The sequence below is a fragment of the Aequorivita sublithincola DSM 14238 genome (assembly GCF_000265385.1).
Classification (GTDB): domain Bacteria; phylum Bacteroidota; class Bacteroidia; order Flavobacteriales; family Flavobacteriaceae; genus Aequorivita; species Aequorivita sublithincola.
Map to the genome: position 1 here is coordinate 2012132 of NC_018013.1, position 16016 is coordinate 2028147.

15 protein-coding genes are annotated in these 16016 nt (G+C 37.6%); 11 read left to right on the plus strand and 4 right to left on the minus strand.

The window, feature by feature from the left end; all coding sequences use genetic code 11:
• The first annotated feature begins 68 nt into the window (after window positions 1-68).
• The gene (dnaG, locus tag AEQSU_RS09230) at window positions 69-2027 is read left to right on the plus strand and encodes a DNA primase (RefSeq protein ID WP_014782595.1); all 1959 of its coding nucleotides are present in this window, start codon (window positions 69-71) and stop codon (window positions 2025-2027) included.
• A gap of 1 nt (window position 2028) precedes the next feature.
• Here dnaG and AEQSU_RS09235 read toward each other — a convergent pair whose 3' ends face one another.
• A complete protein-coding gene (locus tag AEQSU_RS09235; protein ID WP_014782596.1) occupies window positions 2029-2661 on the minus strand; it encodes a response regulator in 633 nt (210 codons plus the stop codon).
• A gap of 165 nt (window positions 2662-2826) precedes the next feature.
• Window positions 2827-3615 carry an NAD(+) synthase gene (gene nadE / locus AEQSU_RS09240; RefSeq protein WP_014782597.1) on the minus strand — a complete coding sequence of 263 codons (789 nt, stop codon included), beginning with the start codon at window positions 3613-3615 and terminating at the stop codon, window positions 2827-2829.
• 217 nt (window positions 3616-3832) lie between these two features.
• Between nadE and gldB the strand changes: the two genes are divergently transcribed.
• Together gldB and gldC are read left to right on the plus strand one after the other, a co-directional pair.
• Window positions 3833-4789 carry a gliding motility lipoprotein GldB gene (gene gldB, locus AEQSU_RS09245; RefSeq protein WP_157429268.1) on the plus strand — a complete coding sequence of 319 codons (957 nt, stop codon included), beginning with the start codon at window positions 3833-3835 and terminating at the stop codon, window positions 4787-4789.
• A complete protein-coding gene (gldC, locus tag AEQSU_RS09250; RefSeq protein ID WP_014782599.1) occupies window positions 4789-5130 on the plus strand; it encodes a gliding motility protein GldC in 342 nt (113 codons plus the stop codon). Before gldB ends, gldC begins: the two co-directional genes overlap by 1 nt.
• A 2-nt stretch (window positions 5131-5132) precedes the next feature.
• Here gldC and yihA read toward each other — a convergent pair whose 3' ends face one another.
• Window positions 5133-5744, minus strand: a complete 612-nt coding sequence (gene yihA, locus AEQSU_RS09255) for a ribosome biogenesis GTP-binding protein YihA/YsxC (protein WP_014782600.1) — start codon at window positions 5742-5744, stop codon at window positions 5133-5135.
• Window positions 5745-5822: 78 nt separating this feature from the next.
• The gene (locus AEQSU_RS09260) at window positions 5823-6587 is read right to left on the minus strand and encodes an alpha/beta fold hydrolase (RefSeq protein WP_014782601.1); all 765 of its coding nucleotides are present in this window, start codon (window positions 6585-6587) and stop codon (window positions 5823-5825) included.
• Between the two features lie 204 nt (window positions 6588-6791).
• Here AEQSU_RS09260 and mraZ point away from each other — a divergent pair, with 204 nt between their 5' ends.
• From mraZ to AEQSU_RS09300, 8 genes are all read left to right on the plus strand, one after another.
• Complete coding sequence (gene mraZ, locus AEQSU_RS09265) at window positions 6792-7256, plus strand: division/cell wall cluster transcriptional repressor MraZ (protein WP_014782602.1); 465 nt, start codon at window positions 6792-6794, stop codon at window positions 7254-7256.
• Entirely contained in the window at window positions 7243-8148 is a 906-nt protein-coding gene (gene rsmH, locus AEQSU_RS09270; protein WP_014782603.1) for a 16S rRNA (cytosine(1402)-N(4))-methyltransferase RsmH, read from the plus strand. The genes mraZ and rsmH overlap by 14 nt, the downstream gene beginning before the upstream one ends.
• Window positions 8149-8259: 111 nt before the next feature.
• Complete coding sequence (locus AEQSU_RS09275; RefSeq protein WP_014782604.1) at window positions 8260-8580, plus strand: FtsL-like putative cell division protein; 321 nt, start codon at window positions 8260-8262, stop codon at window positions 8578-8580.
• Window positions 8581-8633: 53 nt separating this feature from the next.
• The gene (locus AEQSU_RS09280; protein ID WP_014782605.1) at window positions 8634-10634 is read left to right on the plus strand and encodes a penicillin-binding protein; all 2001 of its coding nucleotides are present in this window, start codon (window positions 8634-8636) and stop codon (window positions 10632-10634) included.
• Window positions 10631-12094: a UDP-N-acetylmuramoyl-L-alanyl-D-glutamate--2,6-diaminopimelate ligase gene (locus tag AEQSU_RS09285; protein WP_014782606.1), complete on the plus strand. Its 1464-nt coding sequence runs from the start codon at window positions 10631-10633 to the stop codon at window positions 12092-12094. Before AEQSU_RS09280 ends, AEQSU_RS09285 begins: the two co-directional genes overlap by 4 nt.
• Window positions 12095-12097: 3 nt before the next feature.
• Window positions 12098-13330 (plus strand): phospho-N-acetylmuramoyl-pentapeptide-transferase, encoded by a 1233-nt coding sequence (mraY, locus tag AEQSU_RS09290; RefSeq protein WP_014782607.1) that lies wholly within the window; start codon window positions 12098-12100, stop codon window positions 13328-13330.
• A gap of 49 nt (window positions 13331-13379) precedes the next feature.
• On the plus strand, window positions 13380-14717 hold the full coding sequence (murD, locus tag AEQSU_RS09295) for a UDP-N-acetylmuramoyl-L-alanine--D-glutamate ligase (RefSeq protein ID WP_014782608.1): 1338 nt from the start codon (window positions 13380-13382) through the stop codon (window positions 14715-14717).
• A gap of 92 nt (window positions 14718-14809) precedes the next feature.
• A complete protein-coding gene (locus tag AEQSU_RS09300; RefSeq protein ID WP_014782609.1) occupies window positions 14810-16000 on the plus strand; it encodes an FtsW/RodA/SpoVE family cell cycle protein in 1191 nt (396 codons plus the stop codon).
• Window positions 16001-16016 lie beyond the last annotated feature (16 nt).

Here is a 16016-nt window from a genome sequence, read left to right on the forward strand (position 1 = left end):
TTCTTTTTATATATTGCTATTTTTACCGCCAAGCTACGCCCAATTAATTTTAACATTTTTCAATTAACTTGATTTCCAGAATAACCATAGACAAAATTTTTGAAACCGCCAGAGTAGAGGAGGTTATCGGCGATTTTGTACAACTAAAAAAATCTGGAACCAACTACAAAGGCCTCAGCCCTTTTACTGACGAGCGTTCGCCAAGCTTTATGGTTAGTCCTGTGAAACAAATTTGGAAGGATTTCAGTAGTGGAAAAGGCGGGACCGTGGTTTCATTTTTAATGGAACACGAACATTTTACCTATCCCGAAGCCATTAAATTTCTAGCGAAAAAGTACGGAATTGAAATTGAAGAAACTGAACAGACTTCCGAAGATAAAGAACAAGCCAACGAACGTGAAAGCTTGTATTTGGTCAGCGAATTCGCAAAGGAATATTTTCATACCACATTATTAAAAACGGAAGAAGGCAAAGCCATCGGGCTATCCTACTTCAAAGAAAGGGGTTTTACAGATGAAACCATCAAAAAATTTGACCTTGGTTATTCGCCCGATTCTTGGGATGCTTTTACAAGTCACGCTATAAAAAAAGGCTATAAACTTGAATTCCTTGAGAAAACGGGTCTTTCAATTGTAAAAGAAGAAAAACAATTCGACCGTTTTAAGGGAAGAGTTATGTTCCCAATAGTAAGTATGAGCGGTCGCACGCTTGGTTTTGGAGGAAGAATTTTGACTTCAGATAAAAAAGCTGCGAAATATCTCAACTCTCCTGAAAGCGATATTTACCATAAAAGCAAAGTGCTTTACGGAATCTTTCACGCCAAACAAAGCATCGCCAAGGAAGATAATTGCTACTTGGTTGAAGGTTATACAGACGTTATTCAGTTTCATCAAACAGGAATACACAACGTCGTTTCTTCATCGGGAACGGCTTTAACTTCAGAACAGATTCGTCTTGTAAATAGGCTGACAAAAAACATAACCGTTCTTTTTGACGGTGATACAGCTGGTTTGCGAGCATCACTTCGCGGTATCGACCTGATTTTGGAACAGGGAATGAACGTAAAAATCTGCACTTTTCCCGAAGGAGAAGATCCAGACAGTTTTTCCCGTAAAAATTCGTTGGAAGAACTCACGCTTTATTTAGAAGAAAACGCCAAGGATTTCATCACTTTTAAAGCTTCGTTACTCGCTAAGGATGCAAAAAATGACCCGATAAAAAAGAGCGAGACCATTCACGATATGGTTAACAGCATCGCGAAGATTCCTGATGTTATAAAGCGCGAAGTATATATAAAGGAGTGTTCTCGAATTATGGATATTTCGGAACAAGTGCTTTTCAATACCCTTGCACAGGTTCTTCGGAAGGAGCAAAAAGACGCTTCAAAAAGAGCTGAAGTTCCGCAGGAAGCTTTTGAAGTTATTTCTTCAGAAAAAAAGATTGAAAAGGTTGATGTTCAGTTTCAGTTAGAACAAAAAATAATTCAGTTGTTGCTGCTTTATGGCGATGTTGAAGAAGATTTTGAGGAATTAATTATGGAAACGGACGAAAAAGGAGAAATCATTTTAAAGCCAGAAATACATAAATCGCGTGTTTTTGAAAAAATTTATCTCGATTTGCAGGAAGATGAAATTGAATTTATGAATCCCGAATTCAAAGATTTATATTTTGAAGTAGTTAACCGTTTCAACCAAAATCCAGAAGCAAAAGCAGAGACTTTCGTTACTGAATTGAATCCTGAAATGGCTTCTGCCGTTACCAATTTTTTGATGGAGGAAGAACGATATTCACTCAGTGATTGGGAGCGTAAGGAAATTTATGTGAAGAAAAAAGAACTAACCATTGCTCAAATGGTTAGCGAAACCATACTAAATCTGCGCCGTCACCTGGTTTCCCAAAAAATATCTGAACTTTCCGAAGTTATGAAGCAAGAAGATAATCCTGAAAAAGAGTCTGGATTACAGGAAATTGTGGATTACATTAGTCTTAAAAAGGTGCTTTCCAATAAATTGAATAGGGTGCTTTAAATTAATTAAACTGAAAAATCCGAGCTTGGTGAATCATTTCTGCCAAATTTGTAACATTCAATTTTTTCAACAGCCGTGTTTTATAAGTACTCACAGTTTTTTCGTTTATTTCTAAAAGTGTGGCTATGTCTTTGTTGCGCTTTCCGGTGGAAAGTAGGTTGAGTACTTCAATCTCCCTAGTTGATAGTTTTTTATATCGCTCTTGAATGCTGTTTTTGTTAACAGATTTATTTTTAAGTGTAGCCTCAATTTCTTTTGTTAAAAACACTTTTCCTAAAGCAATACATTTTATAGCTTCAAGAAAAACAGTTTCTGAAGCGGTTTTTGGAATATACCCAGACGCACCAGATTTTATGGAGCGAAGTGCGTAAATTTGTTCTGAGTGTGATGAAAAAATAACAATTTTTGTAAATGGAAATTCTTCACGCATATTACGAAGAGCCTGAAAGCCATTAATTTCAGGAATCTTAAGCTCCAAAATCAAAATGTCTGGGCGTTCTTTTCTTAAACATTTTGACAATTCTGAACCATGTGATACTCTTCCAACTATGGAATATTCATTTACACTATTCAGCAAAACTTCAGCTCCTTTTCTGATAATGGGATGATAATCTGCTATTACAATTTTTGTCATCTTTTTGAAATTATATATTCTTTTCAATTAAAAAATCACAGATTTTCGAAGGCTGTGCTTTTTAAACCAAGTAATATTAATACTACATTTTGAAAATATAAAATCTTAAAGAAAAGAATAATGAACCTTTCGTTGAATGGTTAAATTATTCGGCAACTAACAGGTTTACAGGATTTCATTAGGAATCTCACAAACTGGAATAGGGTTCATTTTGTGTTGATTGGCCTTATTTAACCGATTGAAAAGATTGAAAACCACTTGTTGTCTTCCGGAAAAGTCGGCGCTACTTTTATCATCCTCGACCATTTTCATAGCCCATTCCAGTTCGTCATAGCTTGCGCCAAGTTGGTCCTCGTCAGAACGATCATCCCCGAACAAGCCGTCCGTTGGTGCAGCCTTCATAATTGAAGCTGGAATGTTCAGTGCTTCGCCAATTTTGTAAACTTCACTTTTCATTAAATCTGCAATGGGGCTTAAATCTACACCGCCGTCACCATATTTTGTGTAAAAACCCACGCCAAAATCCTCAATTTTGTTACCCGTTCCCGCTACCAAATAACGATGTAGGCCTGCAAAATAGTAAATCGTCGTCATCCGCAATCTGGCGCGTGTGTTGGCCAGGGAAAGATCAAGGTTGGTGTCATTACTGGTTTGCGGTACTTCGGTTTTAAATTGTTCAAAGACCGAAGTTAGATTTACTTCTGTATTGCTTACGTTTGCAAATTTTTCCTTTAAAAACTGAATGTGCTCGCGTCCACGAGTCACTTGGTTAGGCGCTTGATGAATGGGCATTTCTACACAAAGTGTCCGCATTCCTGTTTTTGCACAAAGTGCAGAAGTTACTGCGGAATCGATTCCGCCGCTAATTCCTACCACAAAACCGTCCATTTTTGCGTTTACTGCGTAATTTTTCAACCAATTTACTATGTGATCTATAACTTTTTCGGTTTGCATGATTCTTCTATTTTTTTGTGACTTATTAGTTTAAATCCCAGCCTTAAAGAGAGCCTTTTGTTCTCACCTTTAGGAGATGGTGGTAAAAACTTTTAACTTTTAAACTCCTAAACTTTTAAACTCTTTCTACAATCAAGTACCTTTGCCGCGCAAAAGTTGTTAAAGATAAAATTAATAAAAAGGAATGGCGTTAACCAACTATAACATTTTTTCTACTATGAAGTATTGGGTATTGGTTATTTTGAGTGTTTTTCTTTTTTCTTGCAACAACGAAAGCAAAGTTGAGAAGGAGATTGAAAAAATTCCTATGGATGTTGAAATTATTCGTTTCGATAAAGAATTTGCACACGCTACGCTATCAGATCTTCCGAAGTTGAAAGCAGAATTTCCAGCATTCTTTCCAAAGCAGTACAACGACAGTATCTGGGTTGAAAAGTTGACGGATACGCTTCAAGATCAGCTTGAAGAAGAAGTGTTAAAACTATATTCAAAAGATGAAGTGTTGAATGAAGTGATCGTGCCGCTTTTTCAACATATAAAATATTATTTTCCAAATTTTGAGACTCCGCTTGTAATCGCGACAACTTCAGACGTAGATTATCGCAACAAAGTGATCTTGGCAGATAATATGCTAATTATTGGTTTGGACAACTATTTAGGAGCTGATCATCATTTTTATGAAGGGATAGATAAATATGTTTCCAAGGAAATGAAGGCGTCTCAAATAAGCCCAGACATTGCGGAAACCTATGCGCGACAATACATAAAGCCACCGACGAAAGCTTCGTTTTTGGGTCAAATTGTTTACTTCGGAAAGGAGCTTTATTTGAAAGATTTATGGCTTCCAAACATTTCTGATGCAGAAAAAATAGGTTATACGGAAGAAGAATATCAATGGGCCGAAGAAAATGAAGAATATATGTGGCGGTATTTTGTGGAGAAGGAATTGCTTTATAGTACAGACCCAAAACTTGGTGCCCGATTTATAAGTCCTGCGCCATTTTCAAAATTCTATCTTGAAATAGACAACGACTCTCCAGGAATGTTGGGGCGTTATTTAGGTTGGAAAATTGTGCGCGCCTATATGGAAAACAATGACACAGACGTTCAGCAATTGATGGTTGCTGATGCAGAAGAAATATTTAAAAATTCAAAATACAAACCAAAGAAATAATGGCAGTAAAACATACTTCACAAATAAACCTAACAGTTGCAATCGACGAAAATAAAATTCCAGAAAAAATTCACTGGACAGCTGAAGATGGAGGCGTTACAAACGAAGAATCCAAAGCAGTAATGCTTTCAGTTTGGGACAGCAAGAAAAAAGAATCACTAAGAATAGATCTTTGGACAAAAGATATGCCGGTTGACGAGATGAAAATTTTCTTTCACCAAACCTTAAGCGCAATGGCAGACACGTTTCAGCGTGCTACAAATGATGACAAAATGAGCGACACCATGAGGGATTTTTGTGAGTATTTTGCTGAAAAGTTAGAGTTGAAGCGGGATAAATAAAACTAGAATTCGGAAGCTTGAATTGAACTATTAAGTTTATTAATATATTTTAAAACTTCATCCCGTCCTGTAGATTCGCTAGCGGAAGTAACAAAGTATTGGGGCATTTCTTCCCAAGTCTCTAGCATTTTTTTGGTGTAGACTTCAATGTTTCTTTCCAAAGCTTTGGGTTTCTCCTTATCCGCTTTTGTGAAAATTATATTGAAGGGAATTCCACTTTCGCCCATCCATTCCATAAACTCTAAGTCGATTGGTTGAGGTTCGTGGCGGCAATCTACCAAAACAAAGGCGAGTACCATTTGCTCTCTTTTTTCAAAATAATTGGTGATAAATTTCTGAAAAACCTTTTTGCTGCTTTTTGAAACGCGAGCATAACCATACCCAGGTAAATCTACTAAATACCAGCTTTTATTGATAATGAAGTGATTGATAAGTTGTGTTTTTCCAGGTCTTCCTGAAGTTTTTGCCAAGCTTTTACGCAGCATCAACATATTGATGAGGGAAGATTTCCCCACGTTGCTTCGGCCAATGAATGCGTATTCCGGTAAACGGTCTTTTGGACATTTGGTAACATCACTGTTACTCATCAAAAATTCCGAGGATTTAATGTGCATTTTTTTAGTTATAAGTTATATCGAAGAATACCTTTTGACAAGTCCACCAATGCTTTTTATTGTCGGGAAAACTTTAAATTAAAATTTTCTCTTTTCCAACCAAGAATTAAGCAGTTTATTAAATTCATTTGGATGCTCCATCATTGCGGCGTGGCCACATTTGTCAATCCAAAAAAGTTCAGAATCTGGTAAGAGTTCATCAAACTCTACGGCAACTTCGGGAGGTGTAACATTGTCGTTTTTACCCCAGATTATACAGGTTGGCGTGTGCATTTTAGGAAGATCCTTCGCCATATTGTGCCTAATTGCGCTTTTGGCAATAGCAAGGGTTCGGATTAATTTGTTTCGGTCGTTTACGGTTTCATAAACATCATCCACAATTTCTTTTGTAGCAACAGCAGGATCGTAAAAAACGTTCTCAGCTTTTTGTTTAATGTATTCGTAATCACCACGTTTTGGATAGCTTTCGCCCATTGCACTTTCGTAAAGGCCTGAACTTCCTGTGATGATTAAAGCTTTCACTTTTTCAGGATACATTTTTGTGCAAAGTAAACCAATGTGTCCGCCCAATGAATTACCCAGTAAAATAACTTCGTCGTAACCCAAATGATCGATGAATTGCGAAACGTATTTTGCAAAATTCTTCACGTTCGTGCGTAGTAAGGTCATTTTATAAATTGGCAATTCAGGAATTAGAATTTTGTAGCCTATCGGCGGAAAGAAATTTGCAACTCCGTCAAAATTGCTCAATCCACCCATCAGTCCATGTAGGATTACGATTGGGGTGCCTTCACCTATTTCTAAATATGAAAACTTTCCTTCTTTCTTTAAGTTATGGGACATGCGTTGATTGGTGCAATTTAGAAAGACAAAAGTAAACAAAATTATTTCATACAGTCTATTTAAAATCAGGCTTTGTTTTTTCAATTTCAATTGTGGGTTATCTACAAAGTGGTAGAACTTATCAACAAAGTGGTAGAATGTGGTAAAAAGTGGTAAAAGTTATATATATTTGAATCAACAAAATTCAAACTGGAAATTTCCACAATGCTCAATCTAATAGGCACATACGAATGTAAAGCAGACGTAAAAGGACGCGTCATGGTGCCTGCGCCTTTAAAAAAGCAATTGGCTTCGGCGGCACCAGATGGATTTGTGATTAAGCGTGCGGTGTTTCAGCCATGTCTGGAAATGTACCCAATGAAGGAGTGGAATGACCTAATGCAGAAAATGGGCGAGCTGAATCGTTTCGACAGAAAGAACAATGATTTTATAAGAAGGTTTACGGCAGGTGTCAAAACCGTGGAGCTAGACGCTACAGGGCGTTTACTGATCCCGAAAGATCTGCTTTCTTTCGCAGGAATAAACAAGGAATTGGTAATTTCTTCAGCAATAAATATTGTTGAAATCTGGGATAAGGATAAATACGAACAAGCGATTGACGATGCTGCAAATGATTTTGCAGATTTGGCTGAAGAAGTAATGGGAAACAAGGGTAATGATGGAAACTGAATATCATAATCCAGTTTTGCTGAAGGAAACAGTTCAAGGACTAAACATAAAGCCAGATGGTGTTTATGTGGATGTAACTTTTGGCGGTGGCGGCCATTCCCGAGAAATATTGAAGCACTTAGGTCCAACCGGAAAACTAATTGCTTTTGACCAAGATACGGATGCGCTGGAAAACGCTATTGATGATGAGCGATTTCTACTAATCAATCAGAATTTCAGGCTTCTCAAAAAGTTTTTACGCTTTCATGGCTATAAAACGGTTGATGGCATTTTGGGTGATTTTGGAGTTTCATCGCATCAGTTTGATGTTGCAGAAAGAGGTTTCTCAACCCGTTTTGAGGCTGATTTAGATATGCGAATGAATCGTGATAGTAATTTTTCAGCATACACGGTTGTCAATAAATATGATGAAGTGCAATTGCGAGATGTTCTTTCAAATTATGGTGAATTGCGAAATGCAGCCGCAATGGCTCGCATCATTGTTGAAGCGCGTCAAGATGGTAAAATTAAAACCAGCGAACAACTTAAAAAAGTGCTTGGCAGGTTTCTTCCACCGCACAAGGAAAATAAAATTCTTGCACAGATTTATCAAGCAATCAGGATTGAAGTGAATCAGGAATTGGAAGCTTTAAAAGAATTTTTGCTTCAAACAAACGAAGTTTTGCAACCAGGCGGACGCATCTGTTTGATAAGCTATCACTCGTTAGAAGACCGATTGGTGAAAAGATACATAAGAAGTGGAATGTTTCAAGGCGAACCCGAAAAAGATGTTTTTGGAAGATTTGAAGTTCCATTTAAAGCAGTGGGAAAATTCATAATTCCTTCAAAAGGCGAAATAAAACAAAATAACCGCGCCCGAAGCGCCAAGCTTCGAATTGCGGAAAAATTATAAAATTCGGGATTCGGGATTCGGGATATGGGATTCGACAAACCGAAAATCATAAGCCAAAATCGAATCACGAGTAAACAAATCACGAATTAACGAATCAACGAATCACAAATTTTGAAAGAAGGTTTTTACAACATAATAAAAGGTAAATTTTTAGTAAGTGACGACGCGCTAAAAAACTGGCGCTTCATCATTTTTCTTTCTGTTTTGGCTTTGATAATGATTGGTAGTTCGCATACCGCCGATAAAAAGGTACATAAAATTTCAAAATTGAATGCACAGGTAAAAGAGTTAAAAAGTGAATATGTAGATGTGAGGATGCTGTTAATGCAGGCAAGGATGGAAAGCAAAATTATAGCCGCAATGGAAAGTCGTGGCTTGCAACCATCAGGCACACCGCCGAAACGGATAATGATTATTGATAAGAAAGAGTAAAGAAAAAAGAGCAAAAAAATAAGACCAACAACTGAACATTGAATACTGAAAAAATGGCTTTTGAAGAGAAAAACATACTAAACCGTTTGTACATAGTCGCCGGATTTATGTTCCTCTTCGCGCTTGCAATAAGCATAAAGTTGATGAATATTCAATTTGTGGATGGTGATATGTACCGCGAACTTGCAAAGGAAAACACTACTAAAAACTTCACAATTCCAGCCAATAGAGGTAACGTTTATGCTGACGACGGCAGTCTTTTGGCAACATCGGTTCCAAAATACGACATCCGTTTTGACGCGGTTACCGTAACTTCTGAAGATTTCAAAGAAAACTTAAAACCACTTTCAGAAGGTTTGAGCAAAATGTTTGGCAAGCCTGTTTCCTATTATCAAAATATGTTTAGAAAGGCGCGCGCTGATAAAAATCGGTATTTGTTTATCGTTAAGAATCTGGGCTATTCAGATTATATTAAGGTTAAAAATTTGCCGCTTTTTAGAAAAGGGCCTTACAAAGGAGGCATTATCGTAGAGCAACGTACCGTTCGCGAACATCCAATTGGGCAAATCGCGCAACGAACCGTTGGTGATGAGGCTTTTGACCGCCCTGGTTATTACGCGGTTGGTCTTGAAGGCGCTTTCAACGATTTATTGACTGGAAAGGAAGGTCATCGTCTAAAACAAAAAATTGCAAAAGGTCAATGGAAGCCGGTTTATGATGAAAATGAAGTAGAACCTCAAGATGGTTTCGATATCGTTTCAACCATAAACGTAAATATCCAAGACATTGCACACCACGCTTTGCTAAAACAACTAGAATATTACGAAGCCGAACACGGAAGCGTAATAGTGATGGAGGTTGCTACCGGCGAAATAAAAGCAGTTTCAAATCTTGGAAGAACTTCAGATGGAAAATACTACGAAAAACTAAATTACGCCATTGGCGAATCTCACGAACCTGGCTCTACCTTTAAGGTTATGGCTTTTATGGCTGCTTTGGAAGATAAGGTGATAGACACGAGTTCTGTAATTGAAACTGGGAATGGAAGAAAAATGTTTTACGGAAGACCTATTAATGATTCCCATCGCGGAGGTTTTGGAAAAATTTCAGCAGCCCGCGCTTTGGAAGTTTCTTCAAATATTGGTCTTGCAACTATCATTGATAATGGTTATTCTAAAAACCCAGATAAATTCATCAATCGTTTAAAAAGCTGGCATCTTAACGAAAAAACAGGCGTTGCCATTAAGGGTGAAGGAACACCGATGATTCCACAGCCAGGAGACAAAAAGTGGAGTAAAAACGCTCTTCCGTCCATGGCTTATGGTTACAATTTACGATTAACGCCTTTGCAAACGCTTACATTCTATAACGCTATAGCGAACAACGGTGTAATGGTTAAGCCTCGCTTTATAAAGGAAGTTCGGGCTTGGAACGAGAAAGTAACTACTTATGACACCAAAATTATCAATCCTAAAATTTGTTCTGATGAAACCTTGCGTGAAGTAAAGGAAATAATGAAAAACACCGTAAAACGTGGTACCGCCAAATCACTCTATTCTCCAGATTTTTCAATGGCGGGAAAAACAGGAACTGCGCAAACTGAATATTGGATGCCAGGTTGGAAGAATGATCGCCGTTATGTTTCATCCTTCGCGGGCTTCTTTCCTGCGGATAACCCAAAGTATTCTTGCATCGTGATTATTCACAAACCAAGTACAAAAAAAGGATTTTATGGAGTAGATGTTTCTGGGCCAGTTTTCAAAAGAGTTGCTCAAAAAATATTTACAGACTCTCAAGTTATAGACTCTGTGGAAGGTGTCGAAAAAACCGACCCAGCAATCCAAAAGGATTTTGAACAGTATTATACAAAGTTGCAACAATCTTCCAAAACCATTCCCAACGTAACTGGAATGGCAGGTATGGATGCTGTTTCAATATTGGAAAATCTTGGACTAAAAGTGCAAGTAGTGGGCAACGGGACAGTTTCAAACCAATCCATAAAATCTGGTGAAGCTCTTAAAAAAGGACAATTAATAACCTTGAATTTATCGTGATAGTTTTAAAGGACATATTGTATAAAGTTACCATCGAAAGCGTCGTTGGAAACACTTCTGTAGCTATTAGCAACCTAGAATTTGATTCAAGAAAGGTTTCTTTGAACGATGTTTTTATTGCAATAAAAGGAACACTTTCAGATGGACATCAATTCATCAAAAAAGCTGCGAATCAAGGTGCTTTAGCAATTATCTGCGAAACTTTGCCAGAAAATATTGTGAATGGAATCACCTACGTTCAAGTAGCCGATTCGCACAAAGCATTGGCAATTATGGCGGCCAATTATTACGATAATCCTTCCGAAGAATTAAAACTTGTTGGAGTTACCGGCACCAACGGAAAAACAACGGTTACTTCGTTATTATACCAACTTTTCAAAAAAGCTGGTTTAGCAGCTGGATTGCTTTCCACTGTGAAAATAATGGTCGGAGATATTGAATATAAAGCAACGCACACAACGCCAGATTCGTTGACCATCAACAAATATTTACGTGAAATGGTAGATGCTGGTGTGGAATACTGTTTTATGGAAGTGAGTTCCCACGGAATTCATCAAAAGCGTACTGAAGCTCTGAAGTTTTGCGGCGGCGTTTTCACCAACCTTTCGCACGATCATTTGGATTATCACAAAGACTTCGCTGAATATCGTGACGTGAAAAAATCTTTTTTTGACGAACTGCCGAAAACCGCTTTCGCATTGGTAAATGTAGATGACAAAAACGGCGTGGTGATGCTCCAAAATACAAAAGCCAACAAACAAACCTACGCTCTAAAAACTTACGCAGATTACAGAGCGCAGATTTTGGAAAGTCAATTTACAGGACAACTTCTTAAGATAAACAATCAGGAATTATGGGTGAGATTGATTGGTGGTTTTAATGCCTATAATTTATTAGCAATCTTCGGAACAGCGCAGCTTTTAGGATTAGAAGAACTTGAAATCCTCCAAATTATGAGCACTTTGGAAAGTGTGGACGGACGCTTTCAATATCTAATTTCAAAAAAGAAAATCACGGCAATTGTGGATTATGCCCACACACCAGATGCTTTAAAAAATGTTTTGGAAACCATAAACAGCATCCGTACTGGAAATGAAGAAGTGATTACCGTTGTTGGCTGTGGCGGCGATCGCGATGCGCAAAAACGTCCGGTAATGGGAAGTATTGCTGCTGCGTTAAGCACAAAAGTGGTTTTTACAAGTGATAATCCGCGCAGTGAAAATCCAGAGAAAATTATAGAACAGATTGAAGCAGGTGTTCCTGCCGAACATTATAAAAAAACAATTTCAATAACAAATAGAAAGGAAGCCATAAAAGCCGCTTGCCAAATGGCGAATGAAAACGACATTATTTTAATCGCGGGTAAAGGTCACGAAACCTATCAAGAAATAAACGGAGAGCGCTTCGATTTTGATGATTTTAAAACCGTAAACCAACTTTTAACAACCCTAAACAAATAGCCAATGCTTTATTACTTTTTTGAATATTTGGATAAAACGTATGATGTGCCGGGCGCAGGTTTGTTCAATTTCATTACGTTCCGAGCTATTTTGGCGGTTATACTTTCACTTTTTATTGCTTCAGTTTACGGTAAAAAAATAATTAATTACTTAAGAAGAAAACAAGTTGGTGAGTCTATTCGTGATCTTGGTTTAGAGGGTCAAAACGAAAAAGCTGGAACTCCAACAATGGGTGGAATTATCATTATTTTGGCAACGCTGATTCCTGTTTTGCTCTTTGCGAAACTGGAAAATATTTATGTAATTCTTTTAATAGTTACAACCCTGTGGATGGGAACTATCGGTTTTATTGACGATTACATCAAAAAATTTAAAAATGACAAGCAAGGTTTGCCGGGAAAGTTCAAAGTAATTGGACAAATAGGTTTGGGGCTCTTCGTTGGCGCAACCATGTATTTCCATCCAGATATTGTGGTTCAGCACAGCACAACCAGTCCAGGAATTGAAACTGAAATAATAGCTAAAGGCTCAGAAAATAAATTTTATGTGAAGGATAAAGCGATGCTTACCACCATCCCTTTCGTAAAAGAAAACGAATTTAATTATTCCGAATTGATAAGCTGGGCGGGTGAAAACTATAAAAGTTATGTCTGGTTAATTTTTATTCCAATCGTAATTATCATTATAACGGCAGTTTCAAATGGAGCAAATCTCACCGATGGAATTGATGGGCTCGCCGCAGGAACATCGGCTATAATCGGGCTCACACTCGCATTGTTCGCTTGGGTTTCGGGCAATGTCGTCTTTGCGGATTATCTCAACATAATGTACATCCCAAATACGGGCGAAATGACCATTTTCATAACTGCATTCGTGGGTGCCCTTATCGGATTTTTATGGTACAATACCTATCCGGCGCAAGTTTTTATGGGCGATACCGGTAGTTTAACTATTGGCGGAATTATCGCCGTAATCGCCATCGCGGTTCGTAAAGAATTATTAATTCCTATTCTCTGCGGAATTTTTTTAATGGAAAATCTTTCAGTGATTTTGCAGGTTGGATGGTTCAAATACACAAAGAAAAAGTTTGGTGAAGGAAGACGCATTTTCAGAATGGCACCACTTCATCATCACTATCAAATAAAAGGATTTCACGAAAGTAAGATTGTAACACGGTTTTGGATTGTGGGAATTTTTTTAGCAATTATTACAATCGTCACATTAAAAATACGGTAACACCGTAGAGACACAAAATTTTGTGTCTCCACCTTGAATTATAAATAGAATGAAAGAAAGATTGGTGATTTTAGGAGGAGGCGAAAGCGGAGTAGGAACAGCCATTTTAGCAAAAAAGAAAGGTTTTGAAGTATTCGTTTCAGACTTCGGAAAAATTAAAGAGAAGTACAAACAAGTTCTTATAAATAATGAAATTGAATGGGAAGATGAGGGTCATTCTGAAGAGAAAATCCTTTTCGCTGATGTAGTAATGAAAAGTCCAGGAATTCCTGATAAAGCGCCAATCGTTAAGAAATTACACGAAAAAGGAGTGAAGGTAATTTCTGAAATTGAGTTTGCTGCAAAATTCACAAAGGCAACAATTGTTGGAATTACCGGAAGCAACGGAAAAACCACAACTGCAAGTTTGACTTATGAATTGCTGAAGTACGGTGGCCTAAACGTGGCTTTGGGCGGAAACATCGGAAAGAGTTTCGCTGAACAAGTTTCAGAAGAGAAGTATGAAAATTTCGTACTCGAACTCAGTAGTTTTCAACTTGATGGAATTGAAACTTTTTCGCCACACATAGCAGTTTTGACCAATTTGAGCCCAGACCATTTGGATAGATATGATTATAAATATGAAAATTATATCGCTTCAAAATTTAGGATAACGATGAATCAAACGTCTCAGGACTATTTTATATATGACGCAGACGATGTAGAAATAATTAAATGGCTATCGCAAAACCCCATAAAAGCACAGCCGCTTCCTTTTTCAGTTAAAAAAGAATTGAATCAGGGAGCATTCAAAAGAAACAACGAAATAATAATAAAAATAAATAATAAAGAATTCAATATGCCAATCGCAACAATAGGAATACAAGGAGAACACAACGTAAAAAACGCCATGGCTGCTTCAACCATAGCAACATTATTAAGAATCCGAAAGCAGACAATTCGTGAGAGTTTGGAAGGTTTTCAGGGTGTTGAGCACAGACTTGAAAAGGTTTTGAAAATTCATAATGTGATGTACATCAATGACTCCAAAGCCACGAATGTGAATGCTACCTATTTCGCACTGGACAGTATGGAAAATCCAACAGTTTGGATTGTTGGCGGTGTAGATAAAGGAAATGATTACAGTGAATTATTGCCATTGGTAAACGAAAAAGTAAAAGCAATAATCTGCCTTGGCGTTGATAATCAAAAAATCATCAATGCCTTCGGAAACGTTGTTGAGACAATAATTGAAACAGATTCTATGGCAATGGCGGTGCAAGTTGCATACAAATTGGTTGAAAATAATAACACCGTTCTCCTTTCCCCAGCCTGCGCAAGTTTTGATTTATTTGAAAATTACGAAGACCGAGGAAGACAATTTAAAGAAGCAGTAAGAAACCTGTAGAGACGCACGGACGTGCGTCTGAGTGAATAAAGAAGATAGAGAAAAGAATAAAGAAACCAGAAACCAGAAACCAGAAACCAGAAATTTTTCAAGTGAAAAACATTTTTCATTACATACAAGGAGATAGAGCGATTTGGGGAGTAGTATTCCTTTTGGCGTTATTTTCGTTTATGCCGGTTTATAGCGCGAGCAGTAACCTTGCCTATTTGTATGGCGATGGAAGCACGCTGCCTTACTTATTTAGACATTTTGCGCATTTAGTTTTGGGTTTTGCCATTTTGTATGGCGTTCATAAAATACCGTATAATTATTTTAGAGGGCTTTCTATTATTGCGATTCCAGTAGTTATTTTGCTTTTGGTCATAACAATGGCCGAAGGAACAACCATTGAAGGCGCCAATGCCAGCCGTTGGATTCGTGTGCCTTTTGTAGGGGTTACGTTTCAAACTTCAACTTTGGCGGGTGTGGCTTTAATGACTTATGTAGCACGGTATTTATCACGAATAAAAGACAAAGCAGTTACTTTCAAAGAAACCTTGTTACCGCTTTGGGTTCCAGTGTTTATAGTGCTTGCATTAATTCTTCCAGCCAACTTTTCAACAACGGCTATCTTTTTTTTAATGATTGTTTTGTTGGTATTTATAGGTGGTTATCCGTTGCGATATTTAGGAATTATACTAGGAGCAGGATTGATTTTCCTAACCCTTTTTGTGATTTCAGCCAAAGCATTTCCAGGAGTTTTTCCGAACCGTGTGGATACTTGGATGAGTAGGGTTGAAAATTTTAGTGATGATAAAGATACCGAAGCAGACTATCAAATTGAAAAAGCAAAAATAGCCATTGCTTCTGGTGGTATCACAGGTGTTGGACCTGGAAAAAGCGTTCAGAAAAACTTTTTGCCGCAATCGTCTTCAGATTTTATTTACGCAATCATCGTTGAAGAATTTGGTCTTTTAGGCGGATTGTTTTTAATGGTTTTATATCTATTTCTGCTTTTCAGAATTGTGGTAGTTGCACACAAAGCCACTTCCGTTTTTGGGAAATTACTGGTCATAGGTGTGGGTCTTCCAATTGTGTTTAGAGCGATGATTAACATGGCGGTTGCGGTGGAATTATTCCCTGTAACAGGACAAAATTTACCATTAATAAGTAGTGGAGGAACCTCCATTTGGATGACGTGTTTGGCGTTGGGAATGGTTTTAAGCGTAAGCGCAAAAAGAGAAGTAATAGCAAAAGAAGAAACCGAAGAAAATCCATTGGACATATTAAGTGAAACCATATAACCGTAGAGACGCACTG

Excerpts from the sequence above, each read along its gene's own strand:
- AEQSU_RS09235 (WP_014782596.1), bottom strand. The coding sequence starts at position 2,661 with ATGACAAAAATTGTAATAGCAGATTATCATCCCATTATCAGAAAAGGA.
- nadE (WP_014782597.1), bottom strand. The coding sequence starts at position 3,615 with ATGCAAACCGAAAAAGTTATAGATCACATAGTAAATTGGTTGAAAAAT.
- gldB (WP_157429268.1), top strand. The coding sequence starts at position 3,833 with ATGAAGTATTGGGTATTGGTTATTTTGAGTGTTTTTCTTTTTTCTTGC.
- gldC (WP_014782599.1), top strand. The coding sequence starts at position 4,789 with ATGGCAGTAAAACATACTTCACAAATAAACCTAACAGTTGCAATCGAC.
- yihA (WP_014782600.1), bottom strand. The coding sequence starts at position 5,744 with ATGCACATTAAATCCTCGGAATTTTTGATGAGTAACAGTGATGTTACC.
- AEQSU_RS09260 (WP_014782601.1), bottom strand. The coding sequence starts at position 6,587 with ATGTCCCATAACTTAAAGAAAGAAGGAAAGTTTTCATATTTAGAAATA.
- mraZ (WP_014782602.1), top strand. The coding sequence starts at position 6,792 with ATGCTCAATCTAATAGGCACATACGAATGTAAAGCAGACGTAAAAGGA.
- rsmH (WP_014782603.1), top strand. The coding sequence starts at position 7,243 with ATGATGGAAACTGAATATCATAATCCAGTTTTGCTGAAGGAAACAGTT.
- AEQSU_RS09280 (WP_014782605.1), top strand. The coding sequence starts at position 8,634 with ATGGCTTTTGAAGAGAAAAACATACTAAACCGTTTGTACATAGTCGCC.
- mraY (WP_014782607.1), top strand. The coding sequence starts at position 12,098 with ATGCTTTATTACTTTTTTGAATATTTGGATAAAACGTATGATGTGCCG.
- murD (WP_014782608.1), top strand. The coding sequence starts at position 13,380 with ATGAAAGAAAGATTGGTGATTTTAGGAGGAGGCGAAAGCGGAGTAGGA.